The 22,174-nt window shown below is 64.4% G+C and carries 24 protein-coding genes; 23 read left to right on the top strand and 1 reads right to left on the bottom strand.

Annotated features, from left to right (window positions below; genetic code table 11):
- The first annotated feature begins 120 nt into the window (after positions 1–120).
- The 3 genes from AC5Y2L_RS27030 to AC5Y2L_RS27020 are packed head-to-tail and all read left to right on the top strand — an operon-like array spanning position 121 to position 1,432.
- The gene (locus AC5Y2L_RS27030; protein ID WP_499945377.1) at positions 121–345 is read left to right on the top strand and encodes a hypothetical protein; all 225 of its coding nucleotides are present in this window, start codon (positions 121–123) and stop codon (positions 343–345) included.
- Positions 342–743 carry a RusA family crossover junction endodeoxyribonuclease gene (locus tag AC5Y2L_RS27025; RefSeq protein WP_499945374.1) on the top strand — a complete coding sequence of 134 codons (402 nt, stop codon included), beginning with the start codon at positions 342–344 and terminating at the stop codon, positions 741–743. The genes AC5Y2L_RS27030 and AC5Y2L_RS27025 overlap by 4 nt, the downstream gene beginning before the upstream one ends.
- Positions 744–757: 14 nt before the next feature.
- The gene (locus AC5Y2L_RS27020; RefSeq protein ID WP_499945372.1) at positions 758–1,432 is read left to right on the top strand and encodes a DUF7341 domain-containing protein; all 675 of its coding nucleotides are present in this window, start codon (positions 758–760) and stop codon (positions 1,430–1,432) included.
- A 160-nt stretch (positions 1,433–1,592) separates the two neighbouring features.
- Here AC5Y2L_RS27020 and AC5Y2L_RS27015 read toward each other — a convergent pair whose 3' ends face one another.
- On the bottom strand, positions 1,593–1,715 hold the full coding sequence (locus AC5Y2L_RS27015; RefSeq protein ID WP_499945382.1) for a hypothetical protein: 123 nt from the start codon (positions 1,713–1,715) through the stop codon (positions 1,593–1,595).
- Between the two features lie 115 nt (positions 1,716–1,830).
- Between AC5Y2L_RS27015 and AC5Y2L_RS27010 the strand changes: the two genes are divergently transcribed.
- The 20 genes from AC5Y2L_RS27010 to AC5Y2L_RS26915 all read left to right on the top strand — a co-directional run bounded on the left by AC5Y2L_RS27010 (position 1,831) and on the right by AC5Y2L_RS26915 (position 22,169).
- Positions 1,831–2,046: an HNH endonuclease gene (locus AC5Y2L_RS27010; RefSeq protein ID WP_499945370.1), complete on the top strand. Its 216-nt coding sequence runs from the start codon at positions 1,831–1,833 to the stop codon at positions 2,044–2,046.
- A 546-nt stretch (positions 2,047–2,592) separates the two neighbouring features.
- The gene (locus tag AC5Y2L_RS27005) at positions 2,593–2,967 is read left to right on the top strand and encodes a phage terminase small subunit P27 family (RefSeq protein ID WP_499945368.1); all 375 of its coding nucleotides are present in this window, start codon (positions 2,593–2,595) and stop codon (positions 2,965–2,967) included.
- Complete coding sequence (locus AC5Y2L_RS27000) at positions 2,918–4,738, top strand: terminase large subunit (RefSeq protein ID WP_499945366.1); 1,821 nt, start codon at positions 2,918–2,920, stop codon at positions 4,736–4,738. Before AC5Y2L_RS27005 ends, AC5Y2L_RS27000 begins: the two co-directional genes overlap by 50 nt.
- 81 nt (positions 4,739–4,819) lie before the next feature.
- A complete protein-coding gene (locus tag AC5Y2L_RS26995; protein WP_499945364.1) occupies positions 4,820–6,142 on the top strand; it encodes a phage portal protein in 1,323 nt (440 codons plus the stop codon).
- The gene (locus AC5Y2L_RS26990; protein WP_499945362.1) at positions 6,129–6,932 is read left to right on the top strand and encodes an HK97 family phage prohead protease; all 804 of its coding nucleotides are present in this window, start codon (positions 6,129–6,131) and stop codon (positions 6,930–6,932) included. The genes AC5Y2L_RS26995 and AC5Y2L_RS26990 overlap by 14 nt, the downstream gene beginning before the upstream one ends.
- Positions 6,932–8,203, top strand: coding sequence for a phage major capsid protein (locus AC5Y2L_RS26985; protein ID WP_499945360.1), 1,272 nt, complete (start codon positions 6,932–6,934; stop codon positions 8,201–8,203). The genes AC5Y2L_RS26990 and AC5Y2L_RS26985 overlap by 1 nt, the downstream gene beginning before the upstream one ends.
- Positions 8,200–8,388 carry a hypothetical protein gene (locus tag AC5Y2L_RS26980; protein WP_499945358.1) on the top strand — a complete coding sequence of 63 codons (189 nt, stop codon included), beginning with the start codon at positions 8,200–8,202 and terminating at the stop codon, positions 8,386–8,388. Before AC5Y2L_RS26985 ends, AC5Y2L_RS26980 begins: the two co-directional genes overlap by 4 nt.
- Entirely contained in the window at positions 8,381–8,929 is a 549-nt protein-coding gene (locus tag AC5Y2L_RS26975; protein WP_499945356.1) for a hypothetical protein, read from the top strand. Before AC5Y2L_RS26980 ends, AC5Y2L_RS26975 begins: the two co-directional genes overlap by 8 nt.
- Entirely contained in the window at positions 8,926–9,240 is a 315-nt protein-coding gene (locus tag AC5Y2L_RS26970) for a hypothetical protein (protein WP_499945354.1), read from the top strand. Before AC5Y2L_RS26975 ends, AC5Y2L_RS26970 begins: the two co-directional genes overlap by 4 nt.
- Complete coding sequence (locus AC5Y2L_RS26965; RefSeq protein ID WP_499945352.1) at positions 9,237–9,539, top strand: hypothetical protein; 303 nt, start codon at positions 9,237–9,239, stop codon at positions 9,537–9,539. The genes AC5Y2L_RS26970 and AC5Y2L_RS26965 overlap by 4 nt, the downstream gene beginning before the upstream one ends.
- Positions 9,536–9,919, top strand: coding sequence for a hypothetical protein (locus tag AC5Y2L_RS26960; protein ID WP_499945350.1), 384 nt, complete (start codon positions 9,536–9,538; stop codon positions 9,917–9,919). The genes AC5Y2L_RS26965 and AC5Y2L_RS26960 overlap by 4 nt, the downstream gene beginning before the upstream one ends.
- A 101-nt stretch (positions 9,920–10,020) precedes the next feature.
- Entirely contained in the window at positions 10,021–10,827 is an 807-nt protein-coding gene (locus AC5Y2L_RS26955) for a hypothetical protein (protein WP_499945348.1), read from the top strand.
- A complete protein-coding gene (locus AC5Y2L_RS26950) occupies positions 10,827–11,141 on the top strand; it encodes an adenylosuccinate synthase (protein WP_499945346.1) in 315 nt (104 codons plus the stop codon). The genes AC5Y2L_RS26955 and AC5Y2L_RS26950 overlap by 1 nt, the downstream gene beginning before the upstream one ends.
- A gap of 173 nt (positions 11,142–11,314) precedes the next feature.
- A complete protein-coding gene (locus AC5Y2L_RS26945) occupies positions 11,315–11,527 on the top strand; it encodes a hypothetical protein (protein WP_499945345.1) in 213 nt (70 codons plus the stop codon).
- Between the two features lie 2 nt (positions 11,528–11,529).
- Positions 11,530–14,187, top strand: coding sequence for a VldE C-terminal domain-containing protein (locus AC5Y2L_RS26940; RefSeq protein WP_499945343.1), 2,658 nt, complete (start codon positions 11,530–11,532; stop codon positions 14,185–14,187).
- Positions 14,188–15,600, top strand: coding sequence for a hypothetical protein (locus AC5Y2L_RS26935; RefSeq protein WP_499945341.1), 1,413 nt, complete (start codon positions 14,188–14,190; stop codon positions 15,598–15,600). It abuts the gene before it with no gap.
- Positions 15,597–17,348, top strand: coding sequence for a Gp37-like protein (locus AC5Y2L_RS26930; protein ID WP_499945339.1), 1,752 nt, complete (start codon positions 15,597–15,599; stop codon positions 17,346–17,348). The genes AC5Y2L_RS26935 and AC5Y2L_RS26930 overlap by 4 nt, the downstream gene beginning before the upstream one ends.
- Positions 17,345–17,734, top strand: coding sequence for a hypothetical protein (locus AC5Y2L_RS26925; RefSeq protein WP_499945337.1), 390 nt, complete (start codon positions 17,345–17,347; stop codon positions 17,732–17,734). Before AC5Y2L_RS26930 ends, AC5Y2L_RS26925 begins: the two co-directional genes overlap by 4 nt.
- Positions 17,731–20,481, top strand: coding sequence for a glycine-rich domain-containing protein (locus AC5Y2L_RS26920; protein WP_499945335.1), 2,751 nt, complete (start codon positions 17,731–17,733; stop codon positions 20,479–20,481). Before AC5Y2L_RS26925 ends, AC5Y2L_RS26920 begins: the two co-directional genes overlap by 4 nt.
- On the top strand, positions 20,478–22,169 hold the full coding sequence (locus tag AC5Y2L_RS26915) for a hypothetical protein (protein WP_499945333.1): 1,692 nt from the start codon (positions 20,478–20,480) through the stop codon (positions 22,167–22,169). Before AC5Y2L_RS26920 ends, AC5Y2L_RS26915 begins: the two co-directional genes overlap by 4 nt.
- Positions 22,170–22,174 lie beyond the last annotated feature (5 nt).

The following is a 22,174-nucleotide window of genomic DNA, read 5'->3' as shown; positions in this document are numbered from 1 at the left end:
ATACTGGGTGTTCGTCCGGTATGTCGGCGACGGCCATTCGAAAGCGACCACACCATCCGAGCTAGAGCTACTCGCCACCGATGACGATGACGACTACACGCTGCGCCACATGGTCGGCTGATGAGCGCCACTATCAGCCGCGAACTCACCCGACTCATGCACGGCGGCCCACTAGCCCAACTGCTTTCACAGCACGCCCCGTACCTGTCCAAGCGCAGCGACAACAAGCTCTGCCTACGCTGCCTCGACCAAGACGCCCACGGCGAATTCCTGACCGTCGACGACTGGGCAGCCCACGTCGCCGCAGAACTCACCGCGGCCGGATGGAAACGCGCACGCCGATGACCGTCGAATTCTTCGTCCCAGGCCGCCCAATCCCTCAAGGCTCCAAACGCCACGTCGGTCGCGGCATCATGGTCGAATCCGCCAAAGACCTCGGACCCTGGCGCGAACGCGTCGCACTCGCCGCACACAACGCCATGCACGGCCAACCACTCATGACTGGGCCCCTCACCGTCGAACTCGCTTTCGTGCTGCCCCGACCGAAATCAGCGCCGAAACGCTCCACGCCGGCGGCCACCAAACGCCCGGACGTGGACAAACTCCAGCGCGCATGTCTCGATGCACTCACCGGATCGGCGATCTACGACGACGCGCTCGTCGTCGACATTCGTGCCACCAAACGCCTCGCTGAACACGGCGAAACCCCCGGCGTCCACATCCGAGCCGAGCCCCACCAGTGAGCACCGCCGCCACGATGACCGAACGCCCAAAACACACCGACGACCTACCCCACGCCCGCGAACAACTCCACAACGCCATCCACACCCTCATCGACCCACAACCCACCACCATCAACGACGAAATCCACTGGACCGACTCCCGCTACACACAGCTCGTCAAGGCCATCCCCGGCCAATACCTCGGCCGCACCGGAGCCCCCCAATCACAACCACCCGTCTGGGTCGCAGCCATCGACCACCTCCGCCTCATCGACACCAAAGCCCGCGAATGGCAACCCGACCTACACGACCACGCAGTGTTCAACCTCGGTGGCCGCATCATCCACGCCCGAATCCACATCCCCAACCCCACACTCCGACGCCTACGCCTCCTCGCCAACCACACCTGGCGACCCCAAGACACCAGCTACATCACCAACATCGCCAACCAGATCACCGGCCTCGCCCAAAAGATCGACACCCTGTTCACCGAGCACCACACCAAACACCTGCCCGCACCCTGCCCGGCCTGCTCCACCAAAACCGTCTACCGCACCGACGACGCCGGCGAAAAAGTACGCCAACCAGCCCTGCAAATCACCGTCAACGGCTGCGAATGCCTCAAATGCCGCACCACCTGGGGCCCACACCTGTTCATGCACCTCGCCCGCGTCCTCGGCTACGACAAACCCCAAGGAGTCCTGGAATGACACGCCGCAAATTCCCGCGAAATTGCATGCACGTAATTTCCGCTGCTACATTGGCGCCATACCACCAGTGTGCCCACAGCCACCTGGTGGTTTCGCCGTCTCAAGGAGAGGAAAACCCTCGATGATCATCCTCGGCCTCGTCCTACTCCTGCTCGGCTAACTACTCGCCATCCCAATCCTCGAAACCCTCGGCATCATCCTGCTCATCATCGGCCTGATCCTCCTGCTCCTCGGCGGCATCGGACGCCCCGTCGCAGGCCGCCGCTACTGGTGGTAACACCATCGCCACAGCACCACCCAGAGCCTGCGCACGCTGCCACCAACCCGTACCCCGCGGCCAACGCTGCCCATGCCGACCCGCCTACGAAGGCAGCACCCACATCGGCGGCAAAACCGACATGCGCATGCGCCGCAGCATGGACACCTACCGCGCCACACACCCTTACTGCGAGATACCCGGCTGTCCACGACTCATGGACCAGGTAGACCACATCGTCCCACTCGCCGAAGGTGGCGACCGATACGACTGGAACAACTACCAGTCCCTATGCAGACCACACCATGACCACAAGACCGTGCAGGACGCACTGCGCGGCAAGACCAGAGCGAGGTGACCACGATGGCCATAGCCGTAGACCTACGCCACACGCCAACGCTAGGCCACCAAGCCAGCAAACACAGCAAACACCAGAGTCCCATGCCTCCTGACGCAGCAAACACCGAGCTACCCACAGTTAACCCACGGCAGTGTCCAGCAAACACCGAGCACACCGCCTCGCTATCAGTGCAGGTCACAAGCGCAGCAACAGGCACAGCCAGCAAACACCTAGCTAGCCCAAATACGTGGCTGACCAGGGGGGATGTAATCGCTACGAACCCCCAGCGACCCCCACGCCGCGGTGCGCCTCTTCATTTCTGCACAAAATTGCTGGTAGGGGGGCTATTTCGGCCTTGGGGCGCGTTTCCTCAGCTAAGTCTGTCCCTGTTGCAGCAAACTTCGGCCGTACGCCAGCAAACTTTGGTGGCGAACGGTGGGTAGACCGCCTCAGCCAGCAAACTTGCTTCTGCTGAACGGGAGAGGTCAGGGGAAGGACTCTGCTGGGCGCCCGGTCGCTCCGCCGCCGGCGTTCAAGCGGTTGGCGCCGAAGCCGCCGACGTGGATGTCCGCCGAGGCGAAGGCTGAGTGGCGTCGCATTGTCCCTGGTCTGACGCGTCTGGATCTGGTTAAGCCAGAGGATCGGGCGGCGCTGACGGCGTACTGCGAGTTGTGGTCCCGGTGGGTAACGGCGGTGCGCGACATCGCCGCGAACGGCCAGGTTGTGCGGAACACGTCGGTGAAGAAGGACGGTACGGAGTCGGTCTGGTGGACGAAGAACCCGTCGGTGGCTGTGGCGGAGCAGGCTGAGACGCGGCTGCGGCAGTATGCGAATGATTTCGGGTTGACGCCGGCGGGTGAGCGGAACGTGTCGAAGCGGGATGACGATCGTGGCGAGCACGAGGCGAACCCGTTCGCGGGCACCGTCGGCGACGACTGACGAGGTCGATAATGGCTGGTCAGACGCCGATCTTGACGAGCTGAAGCTGAGTCTCGAGGTTGCCTGGTACCTGGAGTCGCGTAGCTACGGTGTTCCGGACTGTCCACCGTTGATCAAGACCCCGGAGCCGCGGGATGTCCCCGGCGCGCGGTTTGATCCGGCGCGGGTTGACCGGGTGATCTCGGCGTTTCGGCAGTTGCGGCACACGAAGGGCCGGTTCGCGGGTCAGCGGTTCGATCCGGAGTCATGGCAGGTCGCGTATCTGCTGGCCCCGGTGTTCGGATGGGTGCGCCGGTCGCCTGACTCGGGCAACTGGGTGCGGATCATCACGATTGCGTATTTCGAGATGCCACGTAAGAACGGCAAGACGACAACCGTCGGCGGTATCGGGATCTACCTGACGGCGGCTGACGGCGAGTTCGGCGCCCAGGTGGTTGCGGCCGCGACGACGAGGGATCAGGCCGGGTTCGTGTTCGAGCCGGTCCGGCAGCTGGTGAACAAGTCGCCGGGGCTGAAGCGCCACATGCGGGCTTTGAAGCACCGGATCACTCACGCGGCGTCGGGGAGTTACTTCCAGCCGATCGCGAATGCGGGTGATGCTCAGCACGGCGCCGACATCCACGGCGGTCTAGTTGACGAGTTGCACCTGCACAAGGTGATGGATCTGATTGAGGCGCTGGAAACCGGCACTGGTTCGCGCGAGCAGCCGTTGATCGTCTACATCACGACGGCGGACGCAGGGAAGCGGCACACGCCGTATGACGAGAAGCGGTCGCTGATTGAGAAGCTCGCCAAGGGTGTGCTGAGGCGGCCTACGACGTACGGCGTCGTGTTCGCTGCGGAGAAGCCCGAGTACCACGACGGGAAACTCGTGGAGGGCGATGATCCGTTCGCCGAGGCGACGTGGAAGAAGGCGAATCCTGGGTACGGGATCTCGCCGACGAGGCGCTACATGGTTGAGGCTGCGGAGAAGGCGAAGGACTCTCCGGCCGAGCTGGCGCGGTTCCTGCGGCTGCACTTGGGGATTCGCACGAAGCAGGAGACGCGGTATCTCGACGTTGATCAGTGGGACATGAACGCGTCGATCGTCGACCTGCCGCGGTTGAAGGGTCGCGAGTGCTGGGGTGGGCTGGACCTGGGGTCGACGTCGGACCTGTGTGCGTTGGCGTGGGTGTTCCCGGCCGACGACGGCGCGTTCGATGTGCTGTTGCGGTGCTGGGCGCCGGAGGACTCGCTTGACGCCCTGGACGCGCGGACCGCGGATGCGGCGTCGGCGTGGGTGAAGCAGGGGTGGTTGACGGTGACGCCGGGTGATGTCACGGATTATGACTTCATCAAGGCGCAGATCGGACGGGATCGCGATGAGTTCCTGGTCCAGGAGATCGCGTACGACCGGTGGAACGCGACTCAGATCGTCAACGATTTGACGATGGATGGTGCGCCGATGATCACATTCGGGCAGGGGTTCGCGTCGATGTCAGCGCCGACGAAGGATTTGCAGCGGCTGATCAAGGTGGGTGCGCGCGCCGACGAGCGTGGTGAGCCGGTGAAACCGTTGATCCGGCATGGCGGCAATCCGCTGTTGCGGTGGATGGTGGACAACTTCGCGGTGGCGCTGGATCCCGCGGGAAATGTGAAGCCGGACAAGAAGAACGCCGGCGACAAGATCGATGGTGTGGTGGCGCTGATCATGGCGCTGGCGCGCGCGGTGGCGGCTAAGGAAACGGAGACACGTAGTGCGTATGAAGACAGCGATTTCATCGCGTTGTGAGGCTGACCGGTGGGCTTAGCCTCCTGGCTTGGGTTTAGACCGAGCTCGCCGGCTCCGGTCGCCAGTCTGCCGGTCCGCCCCGTGTACGAGCTGATCCCGGAGGGGATGTCGCTCGACGAGTACCTCAGAAGCGTGCTGCATCAGCCCGTCGAGAAGCTGTGGCGGGAGCAGCCGCATCTGCGGACGGTGGTCGGGTTCGTGTCACGCAATATCGCGCATCTGGGTTTGCACGCGTTCGAGCGTGACGACCAGGATGGCCGCAACCGGATCCGCTCTGGACCGCTGTTCGACCTGCTGAATGAGCCGAACGCGAACATGACGCAGTTCGACCTGATCGAAGCGACCGTGGCGTCGCGCATGCTGTACGACGAAACGTACTGGTACGTCGCTCGGGATTTGTCGGCGCCGTCCGGGTGGGTGATTCGGCATATCCCAACGTCTTGGGTGATCGGCGTGACCGGTGCTGCGGCGTTCGATGTGGGCGGATACAAGGTGGCGGTGCCGGGGTCGAGCGGCCGATGGGTAGAGATCCCAGCAGACGACATGATCGTGTTCCGCGGGTGGAATCCCGTCAACCCGACATCGGGTGTTTCGCCGGTGCACGCGCTGAAAGCCATTCTGGCTGAGCAGGTGCACGCCCAAGTGTTCCGCGATCAGATGTGGAAGCGCGGCGGCCGCGTGGGGAACTTTCTGACCCGACCCGTCGGAGCGCCCGACTGGGGCAAGTCCTCCGGCCCGGATCAACCGAGTGCACGCAGCCGATTCGTTGAGCAGTGGCAGGAGAAGTTCTCTGGTGACACCGGCTCCAATGCTGGCGGAACTCCGCTACTCGAAGATGGCATGGAGCTCAAGACGACGCGTTTCTCGGCGAAGGACGAGCAGTTCATTGAGGCGTCCAAGCTGTCGCTTGAGACGTGCGCGCAGGTGTACTTCGTGAACCCGACGATGGTCGGGATTCTGGATAACGCGAACTACTCCAACGTTCGCGAATTTCGAAAGGCGTTGTACGGGGACAACCTTGGTCCCGAGATTGAGCGCGTGACTCAGCGGATCAACAAGGAACTGGTGCCGAAGCTGGCCGACCGCAGCCGCGTGTATGTCGAGTTCAATTTGCAGACGAAGCTGGCGGGCTCGTTTGAGGAGCAGGGTGCGTTGCTGCAGACCGCGATCGGCGGCCCGTACATGACCCGCAACGAGGGCCGCTCGCGGCTGAACATGCCGCGTATCGATGGTGGCGACGAGCTGATCGTCCCCCTGAACGTGACGGCCAACGGCGATCAGAATCCGATCCCCGCCGCCGCGCCGCCCGACGAGAACCCGGATCCAGAATCAACCGAGGAGCCGAAACACAATGGGCACACCCATAACAACGAGTACGCGCGAGGGCTCCATGTCACCGTCTGACCCGCGGATGGGCACGGCCGGCGTCAAGTCCGTCGTCGTCAAGTTCAAGACCGACGGCCTGGCTGAGGGCGAATTCACCGGGTACGCATCAGTGTTCGGCAACAAGGATTCGTACGGCGACGTCGTGATGAAGGGCGCATTCGCGAACACGCTTGCCGAGTGGGAGCGTAAGGGTGTCCCGATCCCGCTGCTCTGGGGCCACAACTGCGCGGACCCAGACTTCAATCTGGGCGAGATCGTGTCGGCCGAAGAGGACGACCGCGGCTTGAAGGTGCACGGCCGACTCGACATGGAGTCGCCGAAGGCGGCCCAGACATATCGGTTGCTGAAGTCCGGTCGCGTCAACCAGATGTCGTTCGCGTACTCGATAGTTGACGGCGCGTACGTCGAGCCGATCAGCGACGACGGGACGACGTCGTGGCGCGATGCTTATTACGAGCTTCGCGAGCTCGACCTGTATGAGGTGTCGATCGTGCCGATAGGCGCCAATCAGGAGACCGAGATTCTGGCGGTGAAGTCCGTCATCGGGTCGCTGGCGGCGAAAGCTGGCCGCACCCTGTCGACGAAGAATGAGGAAGCGATCCGCGGAGCGCTTTCCCAGGCGGAGGAGATCGTCTCTGCCCTCAAAGGTGTGCTGCCGGAAGACAGTTCGGCAGACGAAGAAGACCAGGACAAGACCAGCGGTAAGGAACCGTCCTCCGACGACGCCAAGTCGTCCGATGCGACCACGCCAAGCCCGTCCGTCCTCCTGGCGCTGGCCGAAATTCAAATCGCAGAAGGAGATATCTGATGACCGCACCCGCGGCAGCGCCATCCAAGGAACGGCGCGACGAACTGATCACCGAGGCCAAGGCGATCGCAGAGAAGGCGAAGGCGGAGAAGCGTGACCTCACCGCCGACGAGCAACAGGAGATCGGCGGCAAGCTGACCGAAGTCAAGTCGATCAGCGAAGCGTTGGTGTCCGCGGCGAAGTCCGCCGACATCTTCGCCCAGCTGAACGGCATGGCAGCTTCGGCGCCCAGGGATGATGCACCCGGCGGACGCGGCAACGCCGATGTCGCGGCGAAGACGCTCGGCGAACACTTCATCAAGCACGCGCACGGCCGCATGCTCGACGCCAAGGGCCAGTCGGGTGTAACCATCTCGGCACCCGAGTTCAACGTGAAGGCCAACACCGACAACCACGTCGTCGGCGGATGGACCGACGGAGTCCCGTTCCTCACCGACTTCGACCGGACCATCGTCCAGGCGCTGCGGATCCGGCTCACCGTGGCCGACCTGCTCGGTCAGGGCACCGTCTCGGGCAACGCGATCTCGTACCTCGTCGAGGGCGCGATGGAAGGCGCGTTCACGACCGTCGCAGAAGGGGGCGCGAAGCCGCAGATCCACTTCGTCAACCCGACGCAGGTGACCGACGCCCTGAAGAAGATCGCCGGCTTCATCAAGCTGACCGACGAGTTCCTCGAAGACGCCGATTTCCTCAAGACGGAGATCGACAACCGGCTGATCTACCAGCTCGGCTACTTTGAGGAGCAGCAGCTGCTCAACGGCAACGGCACCGGCCAGAACCTGCTCGGCCTGCTGAACAGGTCCGGCATCCAGACGGAGGCGTCGGCATCGTTCGCGACGACCCCGACGGACTGGCCCGACGCGATCTTCCGCGCCATGACCAAAGTCGAGGTCAACTCGGGCTTCCCAGCCGACGGTCTGGTGATGCACCCGACGGACTACCAGACGTTCCGGCTGCAGAAGGACGGCAACAAGCAGTACTACGGTGGGGGGTTCTTCGAAGGCCCGTACGGCAACGGCGGGATCCCCGACAAGCCGCCGCTGTGGGGTCTGCGCACCGTCGTCACCCCGGCGATCGCGCAAGGCACCGTCGCCGTGGGCGCGTTCAAGTCCGTCGCCACGGTGTACCGCAAGGGCGGTGTGCGCGTCGAGTCCGCCACGCAGCACGCGACGGACTTCACGTCCAACCTGGTGACCATCCGCGCAGAGGAGCGGGTGGCTCTGGCCTGCCGCGTTCCGCTGGGCATCTGCAAGGTCACGCTGACCGCATGAGTGATGGGAGCAGTGGCATGAAGGAGTACACCTTCACACCGCCGGACGGCATGGAGACCACCGTGTTGCTGTCCGATGAGGACGCCAAAGCGCGCGGACTCACCGCGGCGTCGAAGGCGAAGACGCCGGCCAATAAGCAGGCGGCTCCGGCGAACAAGGCGGCGTCGAGCAAGGGCGATGGCTGAGCTATCTGCTGCTGACGTCGAGCGGTACACGTCAGGCCGGCTGGCGGCAAACGCTGCGGAAACGCAACGCCTGCTGTCAGCCGGCTTGACCGCTGCACGACGTTTCTGCGGCTGGCACGTGACCGGTGTCGTCGAGGACGATGAGGTCACGCTCGACGGCCCCGGCTCGGTGCTGTTGGTGTTGCCAACGCTGAAACTGGTCGCCCTGACCGGAGTCGTTGAGGACGGCGTCGCGCTCGACGTGGAGACCGATCTGTGCGTGTCGGCGCGCGGGCTGGTGCGGAAGCGTTCCCGCGGCTGCTGGTCTCGGCACTACGGCGCCGTCACGGTCACGATGGATCACGGGTTCGACGACGCCGACGACTTCAACGCCGCAGTCCTGTCATGGGTGGATCGGTCATCGTTGACTCCCACCGGCGGTCGGCTGAAAGCGGTGGGCCCATTCCAGTACTACGACTCCGAGGCGATGGCCGCCGGGTCCGCGTTCAGCGCTGTGGAGCGGTCGCTGCTTGAGCCATACCGGTTGGAATCAGCTCCGTGAGTGAGCAGGTGATCCGGCACCGCGGCGGCGGCCGCGACGAGAACGGACAGCTGATCCCCGCATCTGATGTGCCGTTGGTGGCGTTCGGGCTGGCGCCGAGTATTTACCCGGCGGAAAATTCGCGGGAGAGGGTCAGCAAAGGCCGCGACGGCGAGAACATCGGTGCTGTCGTTTACTTCTCTCCCGGAACGGATTTGGTCAACAGCGACGAACTCACCGTCCGCGGCGAGCGGTACCGGATCGTCGTCAACGACTGGCGGATGCAGGGCCGCGGAGGTCTTGAGGTCGTCTGTTTCCGGGGGCAGGGATGACCGAGAGCAAGATTGGTTTTCATCTTGACCTGGCCGGCGGCGCCGAGGTACTCAAGGAGATGGCCGCCAAGAGCGTCGCGGGGATAGCTGCGGAGGTCGCGGCTGCAGCGGGCCCGGACGCGCAGGTGACGCAGACGGTTACCGACCGTGCCCGCTCGACTGTGAGGGTTCCGGCTGAGCAGCAGGCCAAGGAAGGTGTGCTGAGCCGTGCGGCGACCGCGGCGGGCCTGGAAATTGTGCAGCGCCCGCGCAAACGGCGGCCGCGCAAGTCCCGCGCCACCAACAAGGCCGAGAAGTGACTTTTGAACCGGCCGACATGGCCAGGCTGATCAAAGACTGCCTGAAAACCGACCTGGCGCAGCGGTTCCCGGAACTGCAGGTGCGTTTGGAACTGCCGGGAGATTGGAAGCTGGGGGCAGCGCCGGTATTGATCGTCGCCGATGACGGCGGATCGATGGACTGGTGGCCAGCGGCCACCGCTTCATCGATCCGTTTGACGTCGTGGACGTCGGGCCGCGACCGCACCTACGTGAACGCCGCGACAGCGCGGGTACTGGCCGGCGGCATCCCCGGCATTGCAGCGACGGTGCCCGGCTCGGGGATCTTGGAAGGCCGCGATTCGTCGACCGGCGGCGATCTCGCCTCCGTCATTGTGCGGGCGGTCGCCCGCACCCAATAGCGCGCACCCAAGGCGCGCACCCTGTTCGACCCCGACCCAAACCGGGCCGGGGTTCTTTGGAGCCCGCAAGGGCAGAAACGCCCTTGAAGGAGGGAAACACTATGGCGCAGACCATCAATCCCGAAGCGACCATCATTCCGGATCAAGCCGAAGTGTGGTTCGCGCTCAAGTCCGACGTCACCGATCTCGCCACGATGACGCCCGACAACCCCGACGACGACCTAGAGGCTCTCGGCTGGGAGGAAGTCGGCCTGGTCGACGACCAGAAGGGCATCCCGCTCGACCCGAGCGGCGAGGTCAAGGAATACGACGCGTTCGGGCATCCGGCGTTTCGCACGAAGTTCTTCAAAGGCAAACTCAAGTCCGGATTCACGGCGTTGGAGTGGAACTCGGTGACCCGCAAGTTCGTGCTGCCGGGGTCAGCGGCCAACAAGATAGGCGCCCCGAAGGACGTTCAGGGTTACTTGCTATACCGCCACGTTGACGAGGATCGGTCTGTCGTGTGGTTGCAGCTACGGCCGGCGCTGCTCGAGCTGAAGTCGCACGGCGGCATCATCGAGGGTGCGCTGTCATTCGCCGAGATTGCGGTTCATCACACCGCGGACGCCGACGGTGACGTTTTCCAGGTCATCGGTGACACGTCCGATGATGTCGTGAAGACGTTCACGATCGACGCCGGCGTCACCGCGTACACGGCCACTGTGGGCGGGCAGACGACAGCGTCGATCGTGACGAAGACGGCCGCCGCGTTGCAGTCCGCGCTGCGGCTGCTGTCGACCGTGACCGCGCTGCCGGATTCCGGTGTGACCGTGGAGGGCCCGACGGGCGGGCCGCTTGTCGCCACGTTCACCGGCCCCGTCGGCACGGTGTCGGCGTCCGGTACCGGCGGCACCGTCACCGTATCCTGATGGCATCCGACGACGCGCCTGCGCCGCAGGACCACAAGCCCAAGAAGCCCAGAAAGTCGGCTGCAGCCAAAGCCCGCGAAGCCGAAGCCGCAGACGACTTCGTGGTCCTTGAGCAATGCGGCGTGAAGCTGCGAATCCCGATCGGCAATGTTCCTATCGCCGCGATCGACGCCGCCCGCGCTGGCGACAACTACGGCTGCACCAAGGCCCTGCTCGGCGAAGAGCAGTGGAAGGCGCTCAGCGACGCCGGCGCCGGATCCCGCGACGTCGAAGAGTTGGGCCGGAAGATCGCGGAGGCTACCGGGGGAAACTAGTCGGCCTCTGTGAGCAGCTTGACGAGCATGGCTCCGCGATAGAGGCAGACCTCCTCCCGTACGGTGTCGACCTTCTCGACTTCTACCGCGGCCGGGTGTCGCCGCGGCGGTTATCCGTCCTGATTGAAGGGCTTCCCGCTGATTCGGCGACCGCCCGGTCCATGAATGGCGGGATGCCGGTGTGGACGCTCACCGATCATCTGCTCGCTGATCTGTGGGTGGTGACGGTCGCGATGAACTCGCCGAAGAACTCGCTGCCGACGGGGTTTGATCACCCGCTGCGCGCCGCGATGACAGTCAAGGCTAAGGCCGCTGCGATGGCGCGGCTCAAGGCCAGATATCAGCAACGCAAACGCGACAGAGCGCAACGACGGAAGGGGGGATAGCCATGGCGGACACCACAATTGGATACGCTGTCCTGCAGGTCATCCCTTCCCTCAAGGGTGTGTCGGAGGCGATTGAGAAGCAGCTCGCCGGTCAGGTTATTCCGGTCACGATTGAACCGAAGACTGATGCCGCGAAGGTCGACAAGTCGATCAAGGATGCGGCCAAGAAGGCGAAGCCACCCGAGGTGGAGATCCAGCCTAAGGTCGATGCCGATAAGGTCGGCAAGCAGATCAACGATGCGGTGAAAAAGGCTGGCCAAGAAGCCAAGTCGCAGCAAATTGAGTTGCCGCCGATCGATCCGACGAAGGTCCGCGAGCAGGCCAAGAAAGCCGGCACGACGATCAGCGACGTGATCAAAGACGCCAAGAACACGAAGGTCGAACTGCCGCCGATCGACATAAATCAGGTTGGTGTGCAGGCGCGCGGCGCGGGCCGTGTTCTGGCAGAGACGATCAACGATGCGCTGCGGCAAGCTGCCGCCGATCAGGGGATGTCGCTCGACGAGCTGAAGTCTGCGATCGGTGAACGGATCGGGAAAGCGATCGGCGAGAGGGTCGGGCAGGCGATCGGGAATTCCCCGGTCGGCGAATGGCTACGTGAAGTCGGAGACCAGATCGGGCCGGCTGTCACCGGCGTCCAGCAACTTCGCGACGCGTTCCAGGGAATCAAGGATCATGACCCGGCGGCAGTCCTTGCGGGGGTTGATGGGGCGCTGCGAACCATAGGGCAATCCGCCGCGGCCGACCATTTACAGAGGATCGCCACAAGCGTCGGGAACATCGCAGCACTCGGCAAGGGTGCTAGAGAAAATATTCAAGGCATCGCAGAATCCGGTAAAGGATTAGGCGGGCTGTTCGCTAAAATAGGGCATAGCGGCGGGCTGATCAGCAATGTCACCGGAACAATTGTCGAATTAGCGGATATCAACCGCTACCTGAGAGATAACTTCTCTTGGCTCGACAGGTTCGAAAATAAGTGGTTTGAAGGCGGAAAACAGAAGTCAGCCACCGAAGAGTCTTTGCAGAATATCGCCACCTACATAGCCGCGATACCGCCCGGTAAAGACATTAGAGTCAGGGCACTAGACGACGGCGTTGAGGATCAACTTAAATCGTGGGGATTCCAAGTAACGCATTTACCGAACGGGATCATAACCATCACTGCAGATACGACGGCAGCTAGAAGCAAAGTTGAATCCTGGCGTCAACAGGAAGTCAGCAATCCTATTGATATGAAAATAAATCCGGATCTTGAGCCTGCTAATACAAAGATGAAGGATTTCATCGACGCGTGGACGCGGGCGATCATCGCTCCGCACGTCGAACCCCAGTCCCCCGGAGCGCCGCCGATCATCGGACCGCCGACACCGGCACCCAGCGCTCCGCCGGCATCCAACGCTCCCAGCGTTTCGCCCCCGCCTGGTGCTGCCCCCCCGGCTGCCCCGACTCCGGGCAAGAAAACTTGGCTAGACCTCCTTCCGCACGCCAGTGGCGGTACGGCCGAGGCGGTGAACGGGTTGATCCGCGGCCCTGGCACCGGCACGTCGGACAGCATCCTCGGCTGGCCGGCCGGCGTACGCGTGTCGAATGGCGAGTTCATCACCAACCAGCAAGCTACGGAACGTAATTTGCCGCTGCTGCGCGCGGTGAATGCTGGTGCGCCGCTGTGGGATTGGCTGAAGAGCATGCCAGGATTCGAGGGGGGAGGGCTGGTTGCCGGTTCCCAGCAGCTCCGCAAAATCATCATGGAACGCTTCGGAATCAGCGACATCGGTGGGTGGCGGCCCGCCGACAAGTACGGCGAGCATTCCACCGGCCGCGCGCTGGACGTGATGGTCGGAAACGACAAAGCCAAGGGCGACGCCGTCAAGGACTTCGCGCTGGCCAACGCCGCAGCGATCGATCTGAAGTGGGCGATTTGGCAGCAGAGGATGTGGTACCCCGGCGGCAGGTCCGAGCCGATGGAAGACCGCGGCTCGCCGACGCAAAACCACATGGACCACGTCCACATCTTCTCGGGGACGGGCATCGTCAACGGCCTTCTCGGCGCTCTGCAAGGCAAAGGCTCAGCAACCCCGCCGCTGGGTGGCACCCCGGGTAGAGGCGATGATGCTGCCACACCGGCAGGGCTGAAGGATGTGGGGGGCGCTCCGGGCGCAACCCCAGCCCCTGCAGTAGCGGGGCCAGGCGGATCGTCGGGCGGTGTGTCGATTCCGACGTCGTTGCCCGGCCTAGCCAGCTGGGGTTTCGACAACCTGGCCGCTGGCGCGGACAGCGGGCCAGGACACCGCAACCCCATGGCGTACTTCCCCAAGGCTGCGAGCGCCGCCGTCAGCGGGCAGGTGTCTTCGGCGCTCGACGCGTTCGGCGTCCCGGGTTCACCCCATTGGCTGCAAGGCATCTCACAGTTCGTCGGAGGCATATCAGTTGGTGGGCCAGGCAGCGGCGGACCCGGCAGCGGCGGTGCAGTCCCAGCGTCGCTGTCCGCGGGGGCGCGGACACCCGCCGCGGCGCCCGCAGACGTCAACGGGGGAGGCCAGCAGCCCGGCCCGCAAACCATATTCAACATCCAGACCGCCCGCGTCGAGGACGCCTTCGTCCGAGCGGAGCGCCTCGCAAAAGAGAAGGCTTTAGCGAGGGTGGAAAGGTTCGGGGTGTAGGTGGCGGTCTCCACGATCACCCTCGAATCATCCAACGGAGACAGCGTCGTCGTCTCCGCCCCGAACGACGACTACCTCGACGACGACATCATCCTCGACACCAACCCGCAGGGCTTGTACGACGTCGGCTTCAAAGTGCGCACCATATCCGGTGCCTTTGAAATCGGCGGCCGCCCGGTCAACGAGGACGTACCGATCCGCGAGCCGATCCTGCCGTTCTGGCTCACCCCCACCTCCCGGCCACGATTCCAAAGACTATGGGGCACACCAGGCAACTTGCAGAAGGTGAAGGCCACCTGGGACGGCCCATCCGGGGCGCGCTGGCTGATCTTGAAGCTGGCCAAAGAGATCAGCTACACCACCGAGGACGGCATGGACGCCGACATCGGCCAGGTCTATCACGCCGTCGTGTCCACGCACGCCTATAACCCGATGTACGAGGCCGCCGAAGACGCCCAGTCGTGGACCAACCCGGACGACCGCTTCACCGTCGCGATCGTCGCCACCGGCGGCACATACAGCTTGACGTTCGGCGGGGAAACCACCGATGTGTTCTCAGTCAACATCGTCGGCACAGGCGGCACATTCACCCTGACGTTCGGCGGGCAGACCACCACAGCAATCCCCTATGACGCGGCGCCGGCCACCGTGGAAGCGGCGTTGGAGGCGTTGTCCTCGGTCGGGGTGGACAACGTCAGCGTGGGAGGCACGGCCGGCAACTACCTCATGGTGTTCGCCACGTCCGACCCCCTGACCGGATCAGGCAGCAGCCTGACCGGCACAGGCCACGCGGTCAACATCACTGCGGGAATCCCGTACAACGCCAACGCCGCAACGGTCCAGGTGGCGCTAGAGGCCCTGTCTACGGTCGGCCCAGGGAACGTCACGGTCACCGGAACCCCCACCTCGTTCCTTGTGGTGTTCGCAGTCGGCACCAACGGTGTGCTCACCGGATCGGCGACCAACCTCACAGGCACCGGCCACGCGGTCACCATCGCCTACGCGCCCAACACCGGCTGGTTCGACGTGTGGAACCCCACCGATCAACCGCTATGGCTGGAATGGGCCCTCGACCCCGCGCAACAGTGGCAGTTCCCCGACTTCAGCTTCGGGCAAGAACGCAAATGGGGCCGGGCCATCGGCCAGGACGCCGCGCGGATGATCGTCACCCCGGAACTGACGCAGCTGCTGTCGGTGATGGCCGACCCGTTCATGGACACCTACGTCAACGCCGACCTGTCCAACGCGGCCGGTTTATTCAACGGCGTGGAACCGATCTACGCGGTTCCGCCGTACACCGGCACCGAAGCCGATCCGGTCCTAATGCCAGTGATCTGCCGCGGCCCGGCAGGATCGGAAGCAACTCTGCGGCAACGACGCTTCTGGTCAGCAGAAAGCGGCCTGGAAGCATGACCGCGGCGTTTGGTGAGCCGTTCACCGGCACCGACCACGACGACTTCATCGCATGGGCGCGCGAGCTACGCGCATACCGCATCGAACGCGCATACGACCCGCCCCGCGCCATGCTCTACGACGGCAACTGGGTGTACCGGGGCACCGTGTACGGCGAACTCGGCGGCTCGGTGAACATCATCGTCAACGAGACCGGCACGATCCAGTTACGGCTGCCGATCGACCTGGACGACCGGCGCGGCACCTGGGCGGCGTTCTGGGCGCTCGACGAGGAAGCCCGCGGCACAAGCAACATCCACGTCCGCGTGGAAATGATGGGCGCCCGGGTCTGCGGCCGGATGAAGCCCAAAAACGGCGTCACCGTCAAGCGCAGCGAGAAAGGCGACGAAGTCGTCCTCGACTTCCTCGACGACATCGAAGAACTGAAATACGTTCACACAGCGGGCAATCCGTTCCTACCATTGTCGCTGATTCAGCAGCCGAAGGCGTGGATGCTGCTACTCCAAGCCGACTACGCGATCCTGCTCACCCTGGCGGCGAACCTGCTCCGGCTGCAACTGACGAACATCAGCATCGAATCGATCCTGAACCTACTCAACCCCGCCCATTGGACGATAGACGGAATCCTCGACTCGCTGATGAACATCTGGCAGCAGTCGCAGATCATCGTCAAACCAAGAGCCTTCGGCGACTCAGTAGCGCCGCTGACCCTGCTAGTCGGCAGCATCAAAACATCCATCTTCGACGTCGCGGCGCCGATCCTGGAAGACGCCGAGCTGCAATGGGATTTACACAGGTGGTTCACCGGCGACCCCGAGCCGTGGGAAGGTGCGGGCACCGGCTGGCGCAACGGCACCCTGTTCGTCGGGATCGTCAACAAGTCAGGATTCCGTGAGGGCACATCGATCGGCGGGAATCTGCTGCTCGGCCTGACACGCACCATCGCCGATGTTCTGTCGAATTACGTTGAGGATTCCTACGATCTGTTCACCGGGGAAACCATCGACGAACGGTATTACCGGCTGCCCGGCATACTCGGCACGCTGCCGTCACACCCGTATGTGATCTATCGGGATGGCGACATCACCGGGATTGAGACGTCGGAGTTTTCGCGGTCACCCGGCGGCCCGGGCCGCATCACCGTGGGCGGTCAGTCAATGCCCGGCGTCAACGAACTCATTTCGGCGGCCATCCAGTACGGCGGAGATGTGTTGGGGGACAACCTGAGCGGGTATTTCGGAGGCGGTTTCAGCCTGGGATCGCTCGGCGGCGCGCTAGACAGCTTCCTCAATCCGATCTATAGAGACAGCATCCTGGCCCACATTTCGGTGCCGCTGCTGCTGCGCGTCTCCAAGCAGGGTTGGGGACACTACCTCGAAACCACCTCAACGAATGTGACGCAGGCGTTCACTGCGGCCAGCATCATGGACTTGCGGCGGCGTCGACGTGAAACCGACCCTGACCTTGTCTTCACGTTGACCGTGGCCCAAGCGGCGCCGTGGATGATCGGCGACAACGGCTTCGGGCATTGGTGGCTCGGTGATCGCGTCGGCGGCACCTCGAAGTATCTGATGCCGCGCGTGTTTGTCCGCCGCTGCCGAAGTCTCGACATCAGCTGGGGCGACGACAAAGGCGTCGACATTCAGGCGAAGTTCGGCGACACCCGCAACCTGATCGACGCGCTTGAGCGGATGGCGGGGCTGATCAGCAAGGCGATGACCGGATTGCAGGAAATAGGTTTGTGGTGAACGACCAAGAGTCAGTGAAAGCGCTTGACGTCATTCCGAAGAAGATCCCCGACATCGACGACGTCGACGGGCAGACCAAAGCCGTCGGCGGTGCCCTGGCCTCAGCGTTACTGACGGCCACGGAGATGCCGCTGCACGTGCTGCAACCGGTCGTCGGCGATCTGGCCGCCCAGCTCGTCGCGCTCGGTATCCGCCAAACCGAGCACATCGACCCCGCCGCGGTACACGCGCCGGCGTGGATCACCGACGGTATCCGGCAGGAGTCGATCAAACTGCCTGAGCAGCCGCAGCACACCGAGGCCGAGCCGTTCGTGACGCGTGTCGCTGAGGCCCCTTCGCCGCCGAAACGGATCGCTACGCATGCCAGGGCGGTGCGCCGCCGATGACCGTACCGGGAGGTGTGCCGAACCTTCCCGTCGGTGCGTTAACCATCGACACGCTGGCCGCCAAAACGCAGGACCAGTCGCCGGAGGAGATGCGCGCCCGCGCCATCGAACGGTTCTCCAGCATCTTCAACGTTTCCACGGGCGGCGATCCCGCGATCGACTTGACGCCGTTCGGGATCTTGACGCAGTTGTGGGCAGGGTTCAACTCGACTGTCGCGACCGCGGACCCGGCGGACATTCAAGGGCCGCAAGACCTTCCCGGTCTGCTTCTGGACTTCATCACCGATCTGCCGATGGACGTCGCCGACGAAGTGGTGAAGACATTGCTGTCGTTCTTCAGCGGCGGAACCATCACGTCAGGCAGCTTAGGTGATCTGACGTCGCTGATGGACAACGTGTTTTCCGGTGTGGACTTCTCGCAACCCAACTCGCTCGCGACGTTCGTCGACACGGCGATCAGTGCGGCGGTCGCCGCAATTCCTGGTGGCCAAGACCTGATGAACGTCATCGCTACCGGGCTGGGGTTGACCGGTAAAACGAACTACACCCTGGCCGATATCGCCGGCGCTTTCACCAATCTGGGGGGGCTGCTGGGCAGCAAGTCGCCGCTGGACGCATTCAACATTTTCGGCACCCTGCCCGAGCAGCTTCTGGGCCTGCTGCCGTTGGCCGCGCTGCGCAATGTCGTACCCAACTACCTGACCGATCCGCTCTTCGGTAACGGCACGATGCTCGCCGGCAGCGATTTTGCCCCCGACCCGCTGGCCCCGACCGGCGCGCTGGGATCGGCCAAGACGATCGCCGACGGGTCGGTCAAAGACCTGTACTCCAACGCGATTCCCGCGACCGCTGGCGACGTGCTTCCGGTGTCGATCAAAGCGTTCTGGTCGGGCCTGTCGTCCACAGGTGATCCGATCCAGATTCTGGTGTCGGCGTACGAGACGGTGATCAGCGGCGGCGAGGCGATAGTGCAGGAAGTCGAAACCACTGTCGTCGCCGCAGTGCCCACACCCGGCGCGAGCTCGGCCGCGCACCCCGACGCCGACGCTGACGGGTGGGTACCAATCACCGGCGACTACACGGTGCCCGATGTGCCCGGCCACATCATCGACCAGATCGTGATGCGCCCCCATGTCGAGGACACGGCCACCGCCGGGGCCATCCACTTCTCGTTTGGGTCGATGACCAAACAGCTCACCGAGTCGGTGGCCCCTCAATCGTGGATCACCGGGTTACCCGACGATCTGGCTGACCTGCTCGGCCGGTTCCAGTCGATCATCGACGCCACCGTCGGCGCATGGCTCCCCGACTTCGATTTGAGCGGCGGCGGCGGGCTGCCCACCGTTGACGACTTCGCGCTCGCGTTGACACAGGTCCCGTCGAACTATGTGCTCGGCGTGATCGGTGACAGCATCGCGCAAACGGTGACGATGATGTGGGACGCCGTCACCTCAGCCATGACCTTCAACAACCTCTTCGGCGTGAGCCTGGCTGATTTCGCCGAGGCCGCCCAAGGCACCGCCAGCAACGCCGCACAAGCCAACTTCCTAGGCGCGGTGCACCAGAACATTCTCGGTATCCGCACCAACAACCCGGTCATCGGCGCTTTGGAACGCACATCGGTGTCCAACATGCCGCTGACCGCGCTAGGCACCGGGTCAACACCAACGAATTTCGGTATCACACAAGGCGCATCGGCCATCGCGCTAGAGCGCATGTTCAACTCCGACACCAAAAGCATCCTGTACTGGCGGTCCTCGGGCAACAGCAACATCACCGGGTTCTACCTGAATTTCGGGAAGCTGAACCTCGACGGCACCGTCACGCACCTGTTCTCGTCGGCCAACCTGGCCGCGCAACTCACCTCCGGCTGGCAGTGGCAGCAATACACCTTCCCCGGCCCCAACAAAATCAGCCATGACGCCAGCGACGTCCTCGTCGTCGAGTTCCAGGTCGTCGGCTCAGGCACCGTATCCATCGCCGGAACCCCGCTGGCGTGGATGACCGACAACCACCCAGTTGCGACCACCAAGAAGACCGCGGCGTCCCGCAACACCGGGGCGAGCGGGCCGACCTCTTTGGCGATGTCGGCGGCCACCATGAACGCGCTCTATAGCGGCAACACCCCCTACATCGGGTTGGGCCGCAGCGACGTGCCGGTCGACTACATACCCGCCGAGGTTGCCACCTTCACCGATAACGGCGTGTGGAACCGGCCGACGTGGCTGGCACCCGGTGACCTGATCGACGTGTTCGTCCTCGCCCCCGGTGGTGGCGGTCAGTCGGGAGGGTACGGTGTGGCCGGTGAGGGCGGCATGCCCGGCGACTGGCAAACCCGCACCTTCGTCTACGCCAGCGACCCCAACGGCACTGGGTTCCCGATATGGCCCGCAGCCACCAACACCGCCACCGTCACGATGGGCAACGGCGGGGCCGGCGGCCTGAACCCGTGGGCGCTGGACCCCGGCGACAACGGCGGCAACGCATCAGTAGCCGCGACCGGCATCACCACCATCACCGCCACCGGCGGCCCCGGCGGCGGCCGCGCCGGCAACAACCGCAGCGTCCAATCCGGCGGCGGCTCAGGTAACCGCACCATCGCCGGATACACCGCCGTCGGCTCCACAGACGCCGGCACCAACGTCGACGGCGTAGCCCCCGGTGGTGGCGGCGGCTCGGGTTACCCGGCGTTCGGGCGGCCCGGCGCCAAAGGCAAAGTCTGGTTCCGCGCCAGGCAGGCCGGATGACCTACATACCCGCCTCAGTTCGGCCGCGCCGCTCCCGGCCCGGCTGGTCCCCCACACTGATCCCCCGCCCCCGCCCACCGATCGGCTGGTGGTCGCCGTACCGCGTCAAACTCACCGGCATCCCCTCCGGTGAGGCGTTCGGGACGCTGCTGGTGGCGCCCTCGCAGAAAATCACCCTCACCGGCATCCCGTCGGGTGAGGCTTTCGGGGCGCTCACCGCCCGCTACCCGCAAACCGTCGCCCTGGCTGGGATCGCGAGCGCGGAGGCGTTCGGCGGCAGCGACGTGCACCCCGGCGCGATCACCGTCGGCCTGTTCGGCGTCACCAGCGGCGAAGCGTTCGGCACACCAACCGTGGGGCGGGGCCCGGTCGCGATCAACCTCGCTGGTGTCCCGAGCGCGGAAACATTCGGGGCGCTCGACGTGGGCCGCGGCCCGGTCAGCGTCGACCTCGGCGCCGGCATCCCATCGGGCGAAGCGGTGGGTGACCTCGCTGTCGCTTATGTGATCGGGCCGCCCGGCATCCCGTCCGAGGAGGCGTTCGGTGCCCTATCGACCGCCTACAGCGTCAACCTGGCCGGCATCCCCTCGGCCGAGGCGTTCGGGTCGGCGACCGTGATCGGCCCCCCGCAGCCCGTCACACTCACCGGCATACCGTCAGCGGAGGCGTTCGGCGGCAGCGCGGTCGCGCCCGGCGCCGTCACGATTGGATTGCAGGGCATCGCGAGCGGTGAGGCGTTCGGCGCACCGACGGTGACACCGGGCCCCGTGTCGGTGGGGCTGGCTGGTATCACCAGCGCAGAAGCGTTCGGACTGCTGGCGGCCGCGGCCGCCGTCGCGATCACCGGCGGCATCGCCAGCGCCGAGGCGTTCGGCGCGCTCGCCGTCAACGCCGTGATAGCCCTGCAAGGCATCCCGAGCGCGGAGGCATTCGGCACCCCAACCGTCGGGCGCGGGCCCGTCACAATCACACTGTCGGGCATCGCGTCGGGCGAGGCGTTCGGCGGTGCGGCCGTATCGAAAACCATCAACCTCACCGGCATTCCGAGTTCGGAGGCGTTCGGCACACTCACCGCGACCGTCGGCTCGGTGCCCCTGGCCATCGAGAACATCAACTCGAGCGGCACCAACTCGGTAACCATCGGCGCCCACGCACCCGGCAACCTGATCCTGATTTTCGCGGCAGCAAGCACCAGCCTCAGCACCGTGTCGCCGCCAAGCGCGGGCGGCAACGTGCCCGCGTGGGTGCAGGAGGCAACCACCACAAGCGGGCTCAGCGGGTGCTGCTACTCGTTCATCGCGACCTCAAGCAGTCACACGTCGGGCTCGTGGACCAACGCCGTGCGAATGATGTCTGTCGTCATCTCCGGTCAAGCATCCGGCACCGGCTGGCGCGGCGGCAAAGCCCTGCAAGGTAACTTAAACCCCGGCACCAACACCCTGGCCGTCCCGGCTATCACCCTGTCCCAAACGGACGGCACCAGCCTTATCCTGCAACTCACCTCGACCGGAAACACGCAGGTCACCATGACCCCGCCGGCAGGCTACTCCAAGCTGAAACCACTGTCGGGCTCGGAGTGGATATTCGCCGCGCAAAAAGACAGCAGCACCAGCGACGGCGCTCACACGCAGTCGATCACCACCCCGACAACGTCTCTAGCGTTCCAAATCGAAATCAAACAACACTAGGAAAG

This window comes from Mycobacterium sp. NGS66 (assembly GCF_059812225.1).
Note: the sequence above shows the minus strand (reverse complement) of the source record. Positions and strands in the feature narration are given on the sequence as shown.